Source organism: Pseudomonas sp. NIBRBAC000502773 (assembly GCF_006517195.1).
GTDB lineage: Bacteria > Pseudomonadota > Gammaproteobacteria > Pseudomonadales > Pseudomonadaceae > Aquipseudomonas > Aquipseudomonas marginalis.
The window spans coordinates 4,208,197-4,226,244 of sequence record NZ_CP041189.1 but is presented as its reverse complement, the minus strand read 5'-3'; the positions used below and the strand labels follow the sequence as shown (position 1 = coordinate 4,226,244).

The following is an 18,048-nucleotide window of genomic DNA, read 5'->3' as shown; positions in this document are numbered from 1 at the left end:
AAGTGGTCGATTATAACCACACCCGGCCCCGGGCGACAGGCAACAGCGCAGGGCAAATGGATCGAATCGATAAAACAACGGTTTTATCGCGGCAAACTCTCTAGCTCAACGACTTGCGATTGAAATCCCGCAGGCGGAAGCCTTGCAGCAGCAACATCCCGAAGTACACCACCACGCCGGCCACGACCAGCACGCCCAGGCGCATGAAGCGCTCCAGCATATGACCTTCATCCCAGGCTGGCATGAAGTGCATCAGGCCGAGTAATACCGCGGACATCATCGCAACGGCCACCAGCAACTTGAGGGCGAACATGCCCCAGCCAGGCTGAGGCTGGAACATCTGCTGTTTGCGCAGTTGATAAAACAGCAGGCCGGCATTGATGCAGGCTCCAGCACTGATGGCCAGGGCCAGGCCGGCGTGGGCCAGAGGACCGATAAACACCAGGTTGAGCAGTTGCGTGACGATCAGGGTGAAGATCGCGATCTTTACCGGCGTGCGGATGTTTTGCTGGGCATAGAAGCCAGGCGCCAGCACCTTGATCACGATAATGCCGAGCAGGCCGACGGAATAGGCCACCAGCGCATGCTGGGTCATCAACGCGTCATGTGCATCGAATTGCCCGTATTGGAACAGTGACACTGTCAGCGGCTCGGCCAGGATCCCCAGCGCCAGGGCGCACGGCAGCACCAGCACGAAGCACAGGCGCAAGCCCCAATCGAGGATGCGCGAGTATTCCTGGCGATCCTTGCTGGCATAGGTGCGTGCCAGCGTCGGCAGCAAAATGGTGCCCAGGGCCACGCCCAGCACACCGGAAGGCAACTCCATGAGACGGTCGGCGTAATACATCCACGACACCGAGCCGGATACCAGCAGCGAGGCGAACGCGGTGTTGATGATCAGGGAAATCTGGCTCACCGACACCCCCAGGATCGCCGGCAACATATTGCGCATGACGCGCCAGACGCCGGTGTCCTTGAGGTTCAGGCGCGGTAATACGAGCATGCCGATCTTTTTCAGGTGCGGCAGCTGGTAGAGCAACTGCGCCAGGCCACCAGCCAGCACGGCCCAGCCAAGGGCCATGACCGGCGGATCGAAGTAAGGTGTCAGGAACAGGGCAAAGATAATCATGCTGACGTTAAGCAGCGTCGGTACGAACGCCGGCACCGAGAAACGGTTCCAGGTGTTGAGGATCGCACCGGCCAGGGATGACAGTGAGATCAGCAATATATAAGGAAAGGTCACCCGCAACAGGTCAGTGGTCAGCGCGAATTTTTCCGGCGTATTGGCAAAACCCGGCGCCGTGGCCCAGATCACCCAGGGCGCGGCGAGCATGCCGACGAGGGTCACCAGCATCAACACCAGGGTCAGCAGGCCCGAGACGTAGGCGATAAAGGTCCGGGTCGCCTCCTCACCCTGTTGAGTCTTGTATTCGGCCAGAATCGGCACGAACGCCTGGGAAAATGCGCCCTCGGCAAAGATCCGCCGCAGCAGGTTGGGCAGTTTGAAGGCAATAAAGAACGCATCCGTGGCCATGCTGGCGCCAAAAATACGCGCCAGCAGGGTGTCACGCACAAACCCCAGAACCCGGGAGATCATCGTGATAGAGCTGACGGCGGCCAACGATTTGAGCAGATTCATTGAAAGAGTTTGCGCCTATAGATAAAGAGCAGGCGAACTAAGCGCCTACTTATGCGATACTGCGCGCCTGCAACAGCACAGCGCCAAAGCTCGCGAGTTTACAGGTCAAGCGCCGGAAATAAATCACCCGCCTCTTCAGATCGACCACTCAGCAGTTCGCATCAGCCGGCCTTGACAACACATCAAGTCATCGGCATGATTCGCGGCCTATTTTGTTTGCTATTTCCTAAAAAGTCTTTCGAGGAGCTCGACGGTGGCCAACACACCTTCCGCCAAAAAACGTGCAAAACAGGCTGAGAAGCGTCGCAGCCACAACGCCAGCCTGCGTTCCATGGTTCGTACCTACATCAAGAATGTAGTTAAAGCCATCGACACCAAAGACGCTGAAAAAGCTCAAGCAGCTTACGTTCTGGCTGTGCCAGTTATCGACCGTATGGCCGATAAAGGCATCATCCACAAGAACAAGGCCGCTCGTCATAAGAGCCGCCTGAATGGCCACATCAAGGCTCTGAGCGTTCCTGCTGCTGCCTAAGTGGTAACAACTGCCACGCAGCCCAGGTTGCGAAACAGTTAAGAAATGCCCCGTACCGAAAGGTCCGGGGCATTTTTGTTTGTGCGGGCTTTTTGTGGTGAGCGGGCTTGCCACAAAAGCCCGGTGCATAAGAGTCCGCTGGAGCAAACTGCTGTGCTCGGCTGGATTTTCAGGCACAAAAAAAACGCCCCGAACCAGTCGGGGCGTTTTGCTACCTATTGATCAAACATCAATCAATGGTGATGACCGCCTTCACCGTGGACGTGACCGTGGGCCACTTCTTCCTGGGAAGCATCGCGGATGGCAACGATCTTCACTTGGAAGTTCAGGCGCTGGCCAGCCAGAGGGTGGTTGCCGTCGACGGTGACGTCGTCGCCGTCCAGATCACGGATGGTGACGATCTGCATTTGACCGTCCGGCGCGGAAGCGTGGAACTGCATGCCCACTTCCAACTCATCAACACCTTCGAACATGCTGCGGCTCAGGGTGCTGACCAGTTCGGCGGAGTATTCGCCGTAGGCATCTTCAGGTTCTACGGCAACGGTCAGCTCATCACCAACGCTCTTGCCTTCCAGAGCCTTTTCCAGGCCTGGGATGATGTTACCTGCGCCTTGCAGGTAGACCAGCGGCGCGCCGCCGGCTGAGCTGTCGATGACCTCACCAGCGTCGTTGGTCAGGGTATAGTCGATGGAGACAGCCTTGTTAGCGGCGATCGTCATGGGGCGAGACCTTTTGCATAAGAATGAAGAACGGACAAGTCTAAACAAGGATTTGCCCGAAAGCGAACAGAACCCGGACGGACGGGGCCGATCAACGGCATCCTTGGTCATCGGTTTCCATCAGGACGAGGAGGGTCACTGGGTTGCCGGGCTGTCCTGCGGCCACACCCAGCACCTGCGCCACCAGCCGCCATGGCAGTCTCGCGCCTGGGTACTCGACCCTGCGCAGCGCCTGGAAAAAATAGGCCAGCCCTTTGCCTGCGGCTGGTGTGCGCAAGTGCCCGAATAACGATAACCTTGGCGCCTGATTCCCGGTAGGCACTCAACCATAGGGCGCCACCGAAGCCATGCACCTCCAGAGAATTCGCATGCAGACTTTTTTTATCGCGCCCACCGATTTTGGTGTGGGTCTGACCTCCATCAGCCTTGGGCTGGTGCGCACCCTTGAGCGAGCCGGCCTGAAAGTCGGTTTTTTCAAGCCGATTGCCCAGCCACATCCCGGCGATACCGGCCCCGAGCGTTCCACCGAGCTGGTGGCTCGCACCCACGGCCTCAAGCCGCCACAGCCGCTAGGCCTGGCTCACGTGGAACGCATGCTCGGCGACGGCCAGCTCGACGAGCTGCTCGAAGAAATCATCACCCTTTATCAGCAGGCCGCCGTGGGCAAGGACGTGCTGATCGTCGAAGGCATGGTACCGACCCGCAGCGCCAGCTATGCGGCCCGGGTCAACCTGCACCTGGCCAAGAGCCTGGATGCGGAAGTGATTCTGGTCTCGGCCCCGGAAAACGAAGTGCTCACCGAACTCTCCGGCCGCGTGGAACTGCAGGCCCAGTTGTTCGGCGGCCCGAAAGACCCGAAAGTGCTCGGCGTGATCCTGAACAAGGTGCGCACCGACGAAAGCATGGAAGCCTTCTCGGCACGCCTCAAGGAGCATTCGCCCTTGCTGCGCAGCGGTGATTTCCGCCTGCTCGGCTGCATTCCTTACCAGCCGGAACTCAACGCGCCGCGCACCCGCGACGTGGCCGACCTGATGGGCGCGCAAATCCTCAACGCCGGCGACTACGAAACCCGGCGCATGACCAAGATCATCATCTGCGCCCGCACCATGCGTAACACCGTGGAGCTGCTCAAGCCCGGCGTGCTGGTGGTGACCCCCGGCGACCGTGACGACATCATCCTCGCCGTCAGCCTGGCCGCGATCAACGGCGTGCCCCTGGCCGGCCTGTTGCTGACCAGCGACACCCTGCCCGACCCGCGCATCATGGAGCTGTGCCGCGGCGCCTTCCAGGCCGGGTTGCCGGTGCTGTCGGTGAGTACCGGTTCCTACGAGACCGCCAACCTGCTCAACAACCTCAACAAGGAAATCCCCATCGATGACCGCGAGCGCGCGGAGATCATCACCGATTTCGTCGCCAGCCACCTCGATGCGCGCTGGCTGCACCAGCGTTGCGGCACGCCACGGGAGATGCGCCTGTCGCCGGCGGTGTTCCGCTACCAGTTGATCCAGCGCGCCCAGGCGGCCAACAAACGCATTGTGCTGCCCGAGGGCAGCGAGCCGCTGACCGTGCAAGCCGCCGCTATCTGCCAGGCAAGGGGCATTGCGCGCTGCGTGCTGCTGGCCAAGCCGGCTGACGTAGAAGCGGTCGCGCGCGCCCAGGGCATCGAATTGCCCGAAGGCCTGGAGATTCTCGACCCGGACCTGATTCGCCAGCGCTACGTCGAGCCCATGGTTGCCCTGCGCAAGAGCAAGAGCCTGAATGCGCCGATGGCCGAGCAGCAACTGGAAGACACCGTGGTGATCGCCACCATGATGCTCGCACTGGATGAAGTGGACGGCCTGGTCTCCGGGGTTATCCACTCCACCGCCAACACCATTCGCCCGGCCCTGCAGTTGATCAAGACCGCACCGGGCTGCACCCTGGTGTCGTCGGTGTTCTTCATGCTGTTCCCCGAGCAGGTACTGGTCTACGGCGACTGCGTGATGAACCCGCACCCCAGTGCCGCCGAGCTGGCGGAAATCGCCTTGCAAAGCGCCGACTCGGCCGCTGCCTTCGGTATCACCCCGCGTGTGGCGATGATCAGCTACTCCAGCGGCGACTCGGCCAGCGGTGAGGAAGTGGAGAAAGTCCGCGAAGCCACCCTGCTCGCCCATGAACAGCAAAGCTCACTGCTGATCGACGGCCCGCTGCAATACGACGCCGCCGCCAACGAAACCGTCGCCCGCCAACTGGCCCCCGACAGCCTGGTCGCCGGCAAAGCCACCGTGTTCGTGTTCCCGGACCTGAACACCGGCAACACCACCCACAAGGCCGTGCAACGCAGCGCCGATTGCGTCAGCCTGGGGCCGATGCTCCAAGGCCTGCGCAAACCGGTCAACGACCTGCCACGCGGTGCCCAGGTCGACGACATCGTGTACACCATCGCGCTGACTGCGATCCAAGCCGCCAACCGACCTATGGATATCTAAATGCTGGATTTTCTACCTGCCGCCGTACGCGGGGTGATCGCGTCCTTGTTGCTGGCGCTTAACACGATCCTGCTGTGCTCATTCCTGTTCATCGTGGCGCTGTTCAAGGCGCTGCCCTTCGCCAAGCGCTTCAGCGAATGGCTGATGAACCACACCCATGAAGCCTGGGTCACCAACAACAAGGGCTGGATGAATCTGGTGCGCCATACCCGTTGGCACCTTAAAGGTCTTGAAGGCCTGGACTACCAGCACTCGTACCTGGTGACCAGCAACCATCAGAGCTGGGTCGACATCATGGTCCTGCAATACGTGCTCAATCGTCGGATTCGCCCGCTGAAGTTCTTCCTCAAGCAGGAGTTGATCTGGGTGCCGGTGATTGGCCTGGCGTGGTGGGCACTGGGTTTTCCCTTCATGAAGCGCTACACCAAGGCCTACCTGGAAAAACACCCGGAGAAGAAAGGCAAGGACCTGGAAACCACTCGCAAGACCTGTGCGAAGTTTCGCGACAACCCGGTGGGTATTTTCAACTTTGCTGAAGGCACACGCTTTACGCCGGGCAAGCATGCGCAGCAGAAGTCGCCGTTTCGTTACCTGCTCAAGCCCAAGGCGGGTGGTATCGCGTTTGTGCTGGATGCCATGGGGGAACAACTCAAATCACTGGTCAACGTGACCATTCACTACCCTGGCGGACGTCCTGGGTATTGGGACTTGCTGTGCGGGAAGGTGCAGGACGTGGTGGTGCAGTTTGAAGAGGTACAGATTCCGGCCGAGTTTATCGGCAGGAATTATGAGCAGGATGGGGAGTATCGACTGGCGTTCCAGGGGTGGATCAACCAGCTGTGGGAAGAGAAGGATGCGTTACTGGACACGCTGCATAAAGACTTCCCAGACAAACGATGATCAAAATGCGGGAGAGGGCTTGCCCTCGATAGCAGTGTGTCAGTCAGTACATCTGTCACTGATCCACCGCTATCGGGGGCAAGCCCCCTCCCACATTTGACTGCGCGAGACTTAGATCGCGCCGCGCTGACGCAACAGTTCCAGCACTTGCTTGACGCTGTCTTCCAGCGACAGGGCCTGGGTGTCGATTACCAGGTCGGCATTCAACGGCACGTCGTACGGGAAGGATTCGCCAGGGATGTTATCCCCACCCGCCGCGTACAAGCCCTGCGGATCACGCTCGGCGCACACCTGCGGGGAGGCCTGCACGTAAACGGTCAGCAGGCGGTCGCTGCCAATCAGCGCCTTGGCCTGTTCACGGCCTTCGGCATCCGGGGCAACGAATGCCGCCAGGGTCAGCAGGCCGGCTTCGTTGAACTGACGCGCCACGTGAGCGGCACGGCGCCAGTTTTCGGTACGCCCGGCACGGTCCTGGGGCAAGCCCTTGTTCAGGTCGTGACGCAGGTTCTGGCCATCCAGCACGAACACCGCACGGCCCATGTCGAACAGCTTGCGCTCGACCGCATAGGCCAAGGTGCTCTTGCCCGCGCCTGACAGGCCGCTGAACAACACGGTAGCCGGTTGCTGACCGAAACGCTGGGCGCGCTCCTCGGTGGCGACATGGGCCAACTTGCCGTGATGCGCCGCACTGCCGTGGGTGACCGGCGGCGCGATGATCATGCCGGCGCCCACGGTGCCGTTGGTCAAGCGGTCGATGACGATAAACGCACCGGTGGTGCGATTGCTGTCATAGCCATCCAACGCGATGGCGGCGTCGAGGCTGACCTTGACCCGGCCGATCTCGTTCAACTGCAGCGAACTCGCCGGGCCTTCGGCCAGGGTGTTCACGTCCACACGGTGCACGATGCTGGTGATGGAACCCGGCACGTAGCTGGTGGCGCGCTTGATGTCGTATTTCTTGCCCGGCAGCATCGGTTCTTCGGCCATCCACACCAGCATGGCGTCGAAGGCGTCGGTCACTTGCGGCACGTTGTCGGCATGCACCAGCAGGTCGCCACGGGAGATGTCGATCTCGTCTTCCATGGTCAGGGTCACGGCCTGGCCTGGGCCGGCGTGTTCCAGCTCACCTTCGAAGGTGACGATGGATTTGACGCGGCTGCTTTTGCCCGACGGCAGCACCACGACTTCGTCGCCCTTGTGCACGATGCCGCTGGCCAGGGTGCCGGCGAACCCACGGAAGTTCAGGTTCGGACGGTTGACGTACTGCACCGGGAAACGCAGGTCGGTGTAGTTGCGATCGTTGGCGATCTCGACGGTCTCGAGGATCTCCATCAGCGACTGGCCGGTGTACCAGGGCGAATGCTCGCTCTTGTTCACCACGTTGTCGCCCTTGAGTGCCGACATCGGCACGAATGCCATGGTGCTCGGCTTGAAGGCGATGCCTTCGGCGAACTTCAGGTAATCGGCCTTGATCGACTCGAACACGCCTTGGTCAAAGCCATTGATGTCCATCTTGTTGACGGCGATCACGATGTGCTTGATGCCCAGCAGCGAAGCGATATAGCTGTGGCGACGGGTCTGGGTCTGCACGCCGTAGCGCGCGTCGATCAGGATGATCGCCAGGTCACAGGTGGATGCACCGGTGGCCATGTTGCGGGTGTACTGCTCATGGCCGGGGGTGTCGGCGATGATGAATTTGCGCTTGGCGGTGGAGAAGTAGCGGTAGGCGACATCGATGGTGATGCCCTGCTCACGCTCGGCCTGCAGGCCGTCGACCAGCAACGCCAGGTCGATGTCATCACCGGTGGTACCGGACTTTTTCGAGTCACGGGTGATGGCTTCCAGGTGATCTTCGTAGATCATCTTGGAGTCGTGCAGCAGGCGCCCGATCAGGGTGCTCTTGCCGTCGTCGACGTTGCCACAGGTCAGGAAGCGCAACATTTCCTTGCGCTCGTGCTGGCCCAGGTAGGCGAGGATGTCCTCGCTGATCAAATCAGATTGATGCGACATGACAGCCCCTTAGAAATAGCCTTGACGTTTTTTATCTTCCATCGAGCCGGCACCATCGTGGTCGATGACACGGCCCTGGCGCTCGGAAGTTCGCGTCAGGAGCATTTCCTGAATGATGTCCGTCAGCGTCTCGGCTTCAGACTCCACCGCGCCCGTCAACGGGTAGCAGCCAAGGGTACGGAAACGTACTTTCTTTTTGACGATTCGGGCTTTGTCTTCGTCGGACAAGTGCTCGAGGATGCGGTCGTCGTCGATCATGATCAACGTGCCGTTCTTCTCGATGACATCGCGCTCGGCGGCGAAGTACAGCGGCACGATCGGGATGCCTTCCAGGTAGATGTACTGCCAGATGTCCAGCTCGGTCCAGTTGGACAGCGGGAACACACGGATCGACTCGCCCTTGTTGACGTTGCCGTTGTAGACGTTCCACAGCTCAGGGCGCTGGTTCTTCGGGTCCCACCGGTGCTTGCTGTCGCGGAACGAGTACACGCGCTCTTTGGCGCGGGATTTCTCTTCATCGCGACGGGCACCGCCGAAGGCCGCGTCGAAACCATGCTTGTCCAAGGCCTGCTTGAGGCCTTCGGTCTTCATGATGTCGGTGTGCTTGGCGCTGCCGTGGGTGAACGGGTTGATGCCCTGCGCCACGCCATCCGGGTTGACATGGGTGATCAGGTCCAGGCCCAGTTCCTCGACCATTTTGTCGCGGAACTTGTACATCTCCTGGAATTTCCAGCGGGTGTCGACGTGCATCACCGGGAACGGCAGCTTGCCCGGGAAGAAGGCCTTACGCGCCAGGTGCAGCATCACGGCGGAGTCTTTACCGATCGAGTAGAGCATCACCGGGTTATCGAACTCGGCGGCGACCTCGCGGATGATGTGGATGCTTTCCGCCTCCAGCTGTTTCAGATGCGTCAGTTTGTCGACCATGGTTACTCACGGAAAAACGATCTTATGGACGGCCAGCGGGCCGTGTTCGAGCGGGGCATGCTAGCACAGCACCTTCTTCTATTCAGGGCGCCAGCTAGATCGAAACGGTATATCAATATGCCCCAAGGTTTGGCCATCAAATCGGGTTGGGGCAATCGATGAACAGATGCTCCAGGGCGAAGCGCCGCGCCAGGTAATCGCCCAGCGCCTGTACGCCGTAACGCTCGGTGGCGTGGTGCCCGGCGGCGATAAAGCTGATGTCGTTTTCCCGGGCACTGTGGAAGGTTTGCTCGGAGGCTTCACCGCTCAGGAACAGGTCGACGCCCGCGGCGATGGCGTTGTCGATGTAACCCTGGCCACCACCGGTGCACCAGCCGACGCGGCGGATCATCTGGCTGCCTTCGATCAGCAGCGGCTCGCGGCCCATCACGTCCTGCACACGCCGGGCGAAGTCGCGGGGCGACAGCGGTTCGGCGAGCGAGCCGACCAGGCCGACGATCCTGGGGTTGTTCGGGTCCAGTGGGCCTTCGACGGTGATGTCCAACTGGCGGGCGAGTTGCACGTTATTGCCAACGTCGGGGTGCAGGTCCAGCGGCAGGTGGTAGGCCAGCAGGCTGATGTCGTGCTTGAGCAGGGTTTTCAGGCGGCGTTGCTTCATGCCGGTGATACAGGGGCTTTCGCCTTTCCAGAAATAACCGTGGTGCACCAGGATCAAATCGGCCTGGGCTTCGACGGCCGCGTCCAGCAGGGCCTGGCTGGCGGTCACGCCGCTGACGATGCGCATCACTTGCGGCCGCCCCTCGACCTGCAGGCCATTGGGGCAGTAATCGGCAATCTTTGCGCTGCCGAGGTAGCGGTCCGCTTCCTCGACGAGGGTGGTAAGGGGGACGGCCATAAAAGACTCCTAAATATCCCGTTCCGAGGCGCTCGCAGCCTCGTATAATGCGCGACATTATGGGCGCTCTCCCGCCCCCTGCAACCTGTCAGGACTTACTTGATGCTCAAGGCACTGCGTTTTTTTGGATGGCCATTGCTGGCTGGCGTGCTGATCGCGATGCTGATTATTCAGCGTTATCCCCAGTGGGTGGGCTTGCCCAGCCTTGATGTCAACCTGCAACAGGCACCCCAGACCAGCTCGGTGGTGCAAGGCCCGGTGACTTACGCGGACGCGGTGGTCATCGCCGCTCCTGCGGTGGTCAACCTGTACACCACCAAGGTCATCAACAAGCCGGCCCATCCGTTGTTTGAAGACCCGCAGTTCCGCCGCTATTTCGGTGACAACGGGCCCAAGCAGCGCCGCATGGAGTCCAGCCTGGGTTCCGGGGTGATCATGAGCCCCGAAGGCTACATCCTCACCAATAACCACGTGACCACCGGCGCCGACCAGATTGTGGTGGCCCTGCGTGACGGCCGTGAAACCCTGGCCCGCGTGGTGGGCAGCGACCCGGAAACCGACCTCGCGGTCCTGAAGATCGATCTGAAAAGCCTGCCGTCCATCACCCTCGGCCGTTCCGATGGGCTGCGGGTGGGTGATGTGGCACTGGCCATCGGCAACCCGTTTGGAGTGGGCCAGACGGTGACCATGGGCATCATCAGCGCCACCGGGCGGAACCAGCTGGGGCTGAACAGCTACGAGGACTTTATCCAGACCGACGCGGCGATCAACCCGGGCAACTCCGGCGGCGCACTGGTGGACGCCAATGGCAACCTGACCGGCATCAACACGGCGATTTTCTCCAAGTCCGGCGGCTCCCAGGGCATCGGCTTTGCGATCCCGGTAAAGCTGGCGATGGAAGTGATGAAGTCGATCATCGAGCACGGCCAGGTGATTCGCGGCTGGCTGGGGATCGAAGTACAGCCGCTGACCAAGGAGCTGGCCGAGTCGTTCGGCCTGACCGGGCGCCCAGGCATCGTGGTTGCCGGGATTTTCCGCGATGGCCCGGCGCAGAAAGCCGGCCTGCAGCTGGGGGATGTGATCCTCAGCATCAACGGCGAACCGGCCGGTGATGGGCGCAAGTCGATGAACCAGGTCGCGCGGATCAAGCCGACCGACAAGGTGGCGATCCAGGTTATGCGCAACGGTAAAGAGATCAAGCTGCTGGCGGAAATCGGCCTGCGCCCACCGCCTGCGCCGGTCAAAGAAGAGGAATAAACCGCCTCCACAGGTACCCGTTCGCGGGTACCTGTAAGCATATATTTCAAAGCAAAAGCATTCTCATTAGACATGTTATATTGTTTCAATATCGCTATTGGAACGCTCTATCATGCCGTCTCGAACGTTTGCCCCCTTGGCTGGCCTGGCCTTGGGTTTGCTGCTGGATCCCGCCTTTGCCGAAGACAACACCGTTGAGCTGGAGACCATCAGCGTCAGCACCGACGCCTATGAATCCGCTACCGGCCCGGTCAAAGGCTACCGTGCCACCCGCTCTGCCAGCGCGACTAAAACCGACACCGCCCTGCGCGACATCCCACAGTCCATCAGCGTGATTCCCGCCTCGGTACTCACGGACCTGGGCAGCACTAACGTGGAACGCGCCCTGGAGTTTGCCGGCGGGGTGTCCAAGCAGAACAACTTTGGCGGCCTCACGCTCTACGAATACAGCGTGCGCGGCTTCACCACCTCGGAGTTCTACCAGGACGGTTTCAGCGCCAACCGCGGCTACCCGAGCACACCGGACGCGGCCAATATCGAACGCATCGAAGTGCTCAAGGGCCCCGCAGCCAGCCTGTATGGCCGCGGTGATCCCGGTGGCACGGTGAATATCGTCACCAAAAAGCCCCAGCCCGAAGCCTTCACCACCGTGCAAACCAGCGCGGGCAGTTGGGACCGTTATCGCACTGCCGTCGATATCAATACGCCGCTGGACAGCGAGGGCGACCTGCTGTCGCGGGTCAACCTGGCAGTGGAGGACAACAACAGCTTCCGCGATCACGTCGAGAGCAAGCGCATATTCGTCGCGCCCTCATTCAGCTGGCAGCTGGACCCGGACACCCACCTGCTGGTGGAAAGCGAACTCGTACGCCACAGCTCCACCTTCGACCGGGGCATCGTCGACGCCCCAGGCGTATCGCGCTCCACCTTCCTCGGCGAACCCAACGACGGCGATATCGACAACCACAACAACCGCATCCAGGCGACCCTCGAGCATCATCTCAACGACGCCTGGAAACTGCGCCTGGCCAGTCATTACAAACAAGGCAGCCTGTGGGGCGACGCCTCGGAAAACCGCGCGCTGAACACCGACGGCCACACCCTCAACCGCCGTTACCGCGAACGCTCCACGGGGTGGCACGACAGCATCACCCAGCTGGAACTGCGCGGCCTGTTCGACCTTGGCAGTTGGCAGCATGAATTGCTGGTCGGCACCGAATACGAGGACTACCGCAAGAAGGAGCGCGTCACCGCCATAGCCGGCAGCCCCTACGCCATCGACCTCTACAACCCGGTCTACGGCCAGCCCAAACCCAATGGCGCACGCTCCGGCACCGACTTCTTCGAACAGACCAAAAGCCAGGCGCTGAACCTGCAAGACCAGATCATCTTCACCGACCGCCTGCGCGGCATGGTCGGCGCTCGCTTCGAGCATTTCGAACAAAGCACCGACGACTTCACCCGCAACCACGCCAAGAGTCGGCAAACCCACGACGCACTTACCCAGCGCGCCGGTCTGCTGTATCAACTGACGCCAGAGGTCGGCGTATTCGCCAACGCTTCCACCTCGTTCAAGCCCAACAGCGGCCTGGACGCCAGCGGTAACACCTTCAAGCCCGAAGAAGGCGTGGGCTATGAGGTGGGGATCAAGAGCGAGCTGTTCGACGACCGCCTCAGCACCACCCTCGCCGCCTTCCATATCGAAAAGGAAAACGTGCTGGCCCTGGACCCGGCCACCAATACCAACCGCGCCATGGGCAAGGCACGCAGCCAGGGCTTCGACCTGCAACTGACAGGACAACTGACCGATGCGGTACGCGTGATCGGCGCCTTTGCCTACATCGACGCCGAAGTGACCAAGGGTGATAAAGCCATTCCTGCGGGCAGCCGCATCCTCGGCGTAGCCAAGCGCAGTGGCAGCCTGTTGGGGGTGTATGAATTCCAGGACGGCGCGCTGCGCGGTTCAGACCTGGGCGCGGCGTTCACCTATGTGGGGGATCGCTCGGGTGAAGCGGGCAGCCGCTTTGAACTGCCCGCTTACCACACCGTCGATTTGCTGGCCCATTACAAGGCCACGCAGAACGTCACCGTGGGCCTGAACCTCAACAACTTGTTCGATGAAAAGTACTACGAGCGGTCCTATAGCAATTACTGGGTCAATCCCGGCGAGCCGCGCAATCTCACCGTCAGCCTGACCCTCAACCTGTAACACAATCAAAAACGTGAGAGGGGTTAAGCCTCTCTCACATTTGGATGACGTGATTACAGCGAAAGCGGGGCTCTTTCACACAAGGTATTGAGCGCTGCCGCCCACTGCGGATCGTCATTCAAACACGGCACCAGCACCAACTCCTCACCGCCCGCCTCGCGGAATTGCTCCCGACCACGATCACCGATCTCTTCCAGGGTCTCGATGCAGTCGGCAACAAACGCGGGGCACATCACCAGCAGCTTTTTCACCCCTTGACGGGCCAGCGCCTCCAGGCGTGCCTCGGTGTAGGGTTCGATCCACTTCGCACGGCCCAGGCGCGATTGGAACGCCACTGACCATTTGTCGTCGGGCAAGCCTAGGCGCGCGGCGAAGTCGCGGGCAACGCTGAAGCATTGTGCGCGGTAGCAGGTCGCGAGCACCTCAGGCGAGGCGTTCTTGCAGCAGTCCGCATCCTTGAAGCAATGCTGGCCGGTCGGGTCGAGCTTTTTCAGATGGCGCTCGGGCAAGCCGTGGAAGCTCAGCAGCAAGTGGTCGTAATGCGCGTCTATATAAGGTCGGGCGCTGGCTGCCAACGCGTCGAGGTATTCCGCCTGATCGTAGAATGGCTGCAGGATCGAGAACTGTACGTTGAGCTTTTTCTCACGCACTACCCGCTTGGCTTCTTCAATCACTGTGGTCACGGTGCTGTCGGCAAATTGCGGGTACAAAGGCGCCAAGGTGACCTTTTGAATACCTTGGGCGGCCAACCGCGTGAGGGTCGTTTCCAAGGAAGGCTCGCCATAACGCATCGCCAACTCCACTGGCCCCTGGGTCCACTGCGCGGTCATCTGCTGCTGCAGGCGACGACTGAGCACCACCAGCGGCGAGCCCTCGTCCCACCAGATCGAGGCGTAGGCGTGGGCCGATTGCTCGGGGCGCTTGATCAGGATCAGCGACACCAGCAAGCGCCGCACCGGCCACGGCAGATCAATGACATAAGGGTCCATCAGGAACTGATTGAGGTAGCTGCGCACATCGGCCACCGAAGTGGACGCCGGTGAACCCAGGTTGACCAGTAACAACGCGTGATCCGTCATGCAACATCCTATCTCTTAGCGGCGGCTGGAAACGTCGTCCAAGGCCGCACGCAACTCAGTGAACTGAAAAGTGAAACCGGCCGCCAGCAGGCGTTCGGGCAATGCTTTCTGGCCGCCCAGCAACAAGCCGGACAACTCGCCCAAACCCACCTTCAACGCAAAGGCCGGCATCGGCATGAACGCCGGGCGGTGCAGCGCCTGGCCCAATGTCCTGGCGAACTCGCGGTTACGCACAGGGTGCGGCGCGCAGGCATTATAGGTACCGCTGGCGTCATCCTTGTGCAGAAGAAAATCAATCAGGGCGATTTGATCCTTGATATGCACCCACGGCATCCACTGCCGCCCGTTGCCGATAGGCCCGCCCAGCCCCAGTTTGAACGGCAGCAACAGGCGCGACAAAAAGCCGCCCTCGGCCGCCAGTACCAGGCCGGTACGCACCAGCACCACGCGGATGCCCATCGCTTCGGCACGTTGGGCGGTTTCTTCCCAGGCGATGCACAGTTGGCTGGGAAAATCGTCCTGTACCGGCCCGCTGGCTTCGGTCAGTTCGCGCTCGCCACCGTCGCCGTACCAGCCCACCGCCGAACCGGAAACCAGCACCGCCGGTTTCTGCGCCTGGCTTTCGAGCCAGGCCAGCAGGGTTTCGGTCAAGCCGATGCGGCTGCTCCAGAGCAGCGCCTTGCGTTTGTGGGTCCAGGGACGGTCAGCTATCGGCGCGCCTGCCAGGTTGACCACCGCGTCCACCGCGCCAATCACCTCCTCCAAGCGAGCCACCCCGAGCACCGTTGCACCGCATAACCGGGCGACGTCTTCAGGATGGCGGCTCCACACCGTCAGGCGATGACCTTGGGCAATCCAGTGTTGGCAGAGTTGGCGACCGATCAGGCCGGTACCGCCGGTCAGCAAAATATGCATGGGACGCTCCTCATGTAACGTTCGCCGCCGATCACTAGTCTATTTTATAAGCAGGGATCAATTTGTAATCGAGCGTGACTTTTGTTTAAGCCTCATGCTTAACCATAGGTCACGCCAAGCGATCAGGTACGCCAAAACTTATACCAAAAAATAATATTGTACAGCTATTGGTGTCGGCGTAGCCTGTACCCAACGGTAAAACGAGGCCTCCCATGACTGTCCCCATCGCGATCATCGGCACCGGCATCGCCGGTCTCTCCGCCGCCCGAGCGTTACAAGACGCCGGGCACGTTGTACAACTCTTCGATAAAAGCCGCGGCAGCGGCGGCCGCATGTCCAGCAAGCGCAGCGACGCCGGCGCACTGGACATGGGCGCCCAATACTTCACCGCCCGCGACCGACGCTTCGTCAACGAAGTGCAGCGCTGGCAAAGCAACGGCTGGGCCGAGCAATGGAAGCCCCAGCTGTACAACTTCAAGTCCGGCCAACTCACGCCCTCCCCCGATGAACAGATACGCTGGGTCGGCACGCCGCGCATGAGCGCCATCACACGCGCCCTGCTCGATGACCTGCCGGTGGAGTTCGGCTGCCGGATCACCGAGGTGTTCCAAGGCAAGCAACACTGGAACCTGTTGGATGCCGACGGCGAAAACCACGGCCCGTTCAGCCATGTGATCATCGCCACGCCCGCCCCCCAGGCCACGGCGCTGCTGGCGGCAGCGCCCAAATTGGCGAGTGCCGCCGCCGGCGTGAAGATGGACCCGACCTGGGCCATTGCCCTGGCCTTCGACAAGCCCCTGGATACCCCCATGGAAGGCTGCTTCGTGCAAGACAGCCCGCTGGACTGGCTGGCGCGCAACCGCAGCAAGCCCGGGCGCGACACGACCCTCGACACCTGGGTGCTGCATGCCACCAGCACCTGGAGCAAGGCCCACCTGGACCTGTCCAAGGACGCGGTGATCGAACACCTGCACGGCGCCTTCGCCGAATTGCTGCACAGCGCCATGCCCGCACCGTCCTTCAGCCTGGCCCATCGCTGGCTCTACGCACGACCGTCCGGCGCCCATGAGTTCGGGGTGCTGGCCGACGCCGACCTGGGCCTGTACGTGTGTGGCGACTGGTGCCTCTCGGGGCGCGTGGAAGGGGCGTGGCTCAGTGGTCAGGAAGCCGCGCGACGGTTAATCGAGCACCTGCAATGAACCGCATCAACCCGGCCAAATTGCTGCTGTCAAAGTGGACGGCAGCCCGGCCCCGCAACAAGGAAAAACACTTCCTGGTGACCGAACTGTTTCGTGACGAGGACGGCACAGTGCTGGAAATCGAGTTGCAAGCCGTGATGACCCTGCGCGCCGAGCGCCTGGCCTGGCAAACCCTGCAAAATGCCGAGGCTTGGCAAATCGGCTGGAAATAGCCCCGTGCAAATACTTGTACAAAATATTTGACTTGTACAGCATCAAACCTATGATGAGATTTAGTTGTACAGATTTCAGATCTTGTACATGAATCTTGCAGAGGTTTGGCCATGCCCAGCACACCGTCCATCAAGCCGAAGATTGGCATCAGCGCCTGCCTGCTGGGCGAAAACGTGCGTTTCAATGGCGGTCACAAGCAGTCCCAGCTATGCAGCGAGGTCCTCGCCGAGTACTTCGACTTCGTACCGCTGTGCCCGGAAGTGGCGATCGGCCTGGGTATCCCCCGTGAAACCATTCGCCTGGTGGGCGATGCCGAACAGCCCCAGGCCGTCGGCACCGTACACCACGAGCTGAATGTCACCGCGCCGCTGGACGCATACGGCCGCAAAATGGCCGCCGAACACACTGACCTGTGCGGCTACATCTTCATGCAGAAGTCGCCGTCCTGCGGCCTGGAGCGCGTCAAGGTCTACCGTGAAAATGGAGCGCCGGTGGAGGGCGGCGGGCGTGGCATCTACGCCCAGGCGTTCTGCGCGCGTCACCCGAACCTGCCCGTGGAAGAAGACGGCCGTCTGAATGACCCGGTACTGCGAGAAAACTTCCTGACCCGCGTCTTCGTCTACGCCAGTTGGCAGCAACTGCTGACCGAGGGCCTGACCCGCCACCGCCTGCTGGCGTTTCACGCGCGCTACAAGTATTTGCTGATGGCCCACAGCCTGATGCATTACAAGAGCCTGGGCCACCGCCTCGGCAGCATGGCCAGGGACGTCAACCTCGACGAGGTGGCCGCCTGCTATTTCAGCGACCTGATGACCGGCCTGAAAAAGTGCGCCACCCGCGGCACCCACACCAACGTGCTGCAACACATCAGCGGTTACCTCAAGCAGGCCATCAGCGCCGATGACAAACAGGAAATGCAGACAGTCATCAGCCAGTATCACCAGGGCATCGTGCCGCTCGTGGTGCCGTTGACCCTGCTCAAGCATCACTTTCGCCAACACCCGGACCGCTACATCGCGCAGCAGGCCTACTTGCAGCCGCACCCGGAAAATCTCAGCCTGCGGAATGCGATCTAAACCATGAAAA

16 protein-coding genes are annotated in these 18,048 nt (G+C 61.1%); 9 read left to right on the top strand and 7 right to left on the bottom strand.

What is annotated here, in order from left to right:
• Positions 1 to 100: 100 nt before the first annotated feature.
• Positions 101 to 1,639 (bottom strand): murein biosynthesis integral membrane protein MurJ, encoded by a 1,539-nt coding sequence (gene murJ, locus NIBR502773_RS19405; protein ID WP_092358832.1) that lies wholly within the window; start codon positions 1,637 to 1,639, stop codon positions 101 to 103.
• Positions 1,640 to 1,892: 253 nt separating this feature from the next.
• Here murJ and rpsT point away from each other — a divergent pair, with 253 nt between their 5' ends.
• Entirely contained in the window at positions 1,893 to 2,171 is a 279-nt protein-coding gene (gene rpsT / locus NIBR502773_RS19400) for a 30S ribosomal protein S20 (protein ID WP_003188401.1), read from the top strand.
• A 233-nt stretch (positions 2,172 to 2,404) separates the two neighbouring features.
• Here the strand turns inward: rpsT and NIBR502773_RS19395 are convergent, their stop codons facing one another.
• Entirely contained in the window at positions 2,405 to 2,890 is a 486-nt protein-coding gene (locus NIBR502773_RS19395; RefSeq protein WP_027606858.1) for a peptidylprolyl isomerase, read from the bottom strand.
• Here NIBR502773_RS19395 and NIBR502773_RS19390 point away from each other — a divergent pair.
• From NIBR502773_RS19390 to NIBR502773_RS19380, 3 genes are all read left to right on the top strand, one after another.
• On the top strand, positions 2,889 to 3,179 hold the full coding sequence (locus NIBR502773_RS19390; RefSeq protein ID WP_306669989.1) for a DUF3565 domain-containing protein: 291 nt from the start codon (positions 2,889 to 2,891) through the stop codon (positions 3,177 to 3,179). The two genes, NIBR502773_RS19395 and NIBR502773_RS19390, sit on opposite strands and share 2 nt — an antisense overlap.
• Positions 3,180 to 3,258: 79 nt before the next feature.
• A complete protein-coding gene (gene pta, locus NIBR502773_RS19385) occupies positions 3,259 to 5,358 on the top strand; it encodes a phosphate acetyltransferase (RefSeq protein ID WP_027606860.1) in 2,100 nt (699 codons plus the stop codon).
• Positions 5,359 to 6,258 (top strand): acyltransferase, encoded by a 900-nt coding sequence (locus NIBR502773_RS19380; RefSeq protein ID WP_141156714.1) that lies wholly within the window; start codon positions 5,359 to 5,361, stop codon positions 6,256 to 6,258. It begins immediately after the preceding gene.
• Between the two features lie 111 nt (positions 6,259 to 6,369).
• Here the strand turns inward: NIBR502773_RS19380 and cysN are convergent, their stop codons facing one another.
• The 3 genes from cysN to NIBR502773_RS19360 all read right to left on the bottom strand — a co-directional run bounded on the left by cysN (position 6,370) and on the right by NIBR502773_RS19360 (position 10,090).
• Positions 6,370 to 8,268 carry a sulfate adenylyltransferase subunit CysN gene (gene cysN / locus NIBR502773_RS19375; protein ID WP_027606862.1) on the bottom strand — a complete coding sequence of 633 codons (1,899 nt, stop codon included), beginning with the start codon at positions 8,266 to 8,268 and terminating at the stop codon, positions 6,370 to 6,372.
• 9 nt (positions 8,269 to 8,277) lie between these two features.
• On the bottom strand, positions 8,278 to 9,195 hold the full coding sequence (cysD, locus tag NIBR502773_RS19370; protein WP_017137614.1) for a sulfate adenylyltransferase subunit CysD: 918 nt from the start codon (positions 9,193 to 9,195) through the stop codon (positions 8,278 to 8,280).
• 136 nt (positions 9,196 to 9,331) lie between these two features.
• On the bottom strand, positions 9,332 to 10,090 hold the full coding sequence (locus NIBR502773_RS19360) for a Nif3-like dinuclear metal center hexameric protein (protein ID WP_141156713.1): 759 nt from the start codon (positions 10,088 to 10,090) through the stop codon (positions 9,332 to 9,334).
• A gap of 102 nt (positions 10,091 to 10,192) precedes the next feature.
• On the opposite strand from NIBR502773_RS19360, the gene algW reads away from it, so the two are divergent.
• A complete protein-coding gene (algW, locus tag NIBR502773_RS19355; protein WP_027606864.1) occupies positions 10,193 to 11,347 on the top strand; it encodes a Do family serine endopeptidase AlgW in 1,155 nt (384 codons plus the stop codon).
• A gap of 112 nt (positions 11,348 to 11,459) precedes the next feature.
• On the top strand, positions 11,460 to 13,556 hold the full coding sequence (locus NIBR502773_RS19350; protein WP_141156712.1) for a TonB-dependent siderophore receptor: 2,097 nt from the start codon (positions 11,460 to 11,462) through the stop codon (positions 13,554 to 13,556).
• Positions 13,557 to 13,609: 53 nt separating this feature from the next.
• Here NIBR502773_RS19350 and hemH read toward each other — a convergent pair whose 3' ends face one another.
• Together hemH and NIBR502773_RS19340 are read right to left on the bottom strand one after the other, a co-directional pair.
• Positions 13,610 to 14,635, bottom strand: a complete 1,026-nt coding sequence (gene hemH / locus NIBR502773_RS19345) for a ferrochelatase (protein ID WP_065924063.1) — start codon at positions 14,633 to 14,635, stop codon at positions 13,610 to 13,612.
• Positions 14,636 to 14,650: 15 nt separating this feature from the next.
• Positions 14,651 to 15,550, bottom strand: coding sequence for a TIGR01777 family oxidoreductase (locus NIBR502773_RS19340; RefSeq protein WP_141156711.1), 900 nt, complete (start codon positions 15,548 to 15,550; stop codon positions 14,651 to 14,653).
• A gap of 212 nt (positions 15,551 to 15,762) precedes the next feature.
• On the opposite strand from NIBR502773_RS19340, the gene NIBR502773_RS19335 reads away from it, so the two are divergent.
• From NIBR502773_RS19335 to NIBR502773_RS19325, 3 genes are all read left to right on the top strand, one after another.
• Complete coding sequence (locus tag NIBR502773_RS19335) at positions 15,763 to 16,749, top strand: NAD(P)/FAD-dependent oxidoreductase (RefSeq protein ID WP_115486585.1); 987 nt, start codon at positions 15,763 to 15,765, stop codon at positions 16,747 to 16,749.
• Positions 16,746 to 16,961 carry a TIGR02450 family Trp-rich protein gene (locus NIBR502773_RS19330; protein WP_065924060.1) on the top strand — a complete coding sequence of 72 codons (216 nt, stop codon included), beginning with the start codon at positions 16,746 to 16,748 and terminating at the stop codon, positions 16,959 to 16,961. The genes NIBR502773_RS19335 and NIBR502773_RS19330 overlap by 4 nt, the downstream gene beginning before the upstream one ends.
• Positions 16,962 to 17,072: 111 nt before the next feature.
• Positions 17,073 to 18,038 carry a DUF523 and DUF1722 domain-containing protein gene (locus NIBR502773_RS19325; protein WP_141156710.1) on the top strand — a complete coding sequence of 322 codons (966 nt, stop codon included), beginning with the start codon at positions 17,073 to 17,075 and terminating at the stop codon, positions 18,036 to 18,038.
• The last annotated feature ends 10 nt before the right edge of the window (positions 18,039 to 18,048 follow it).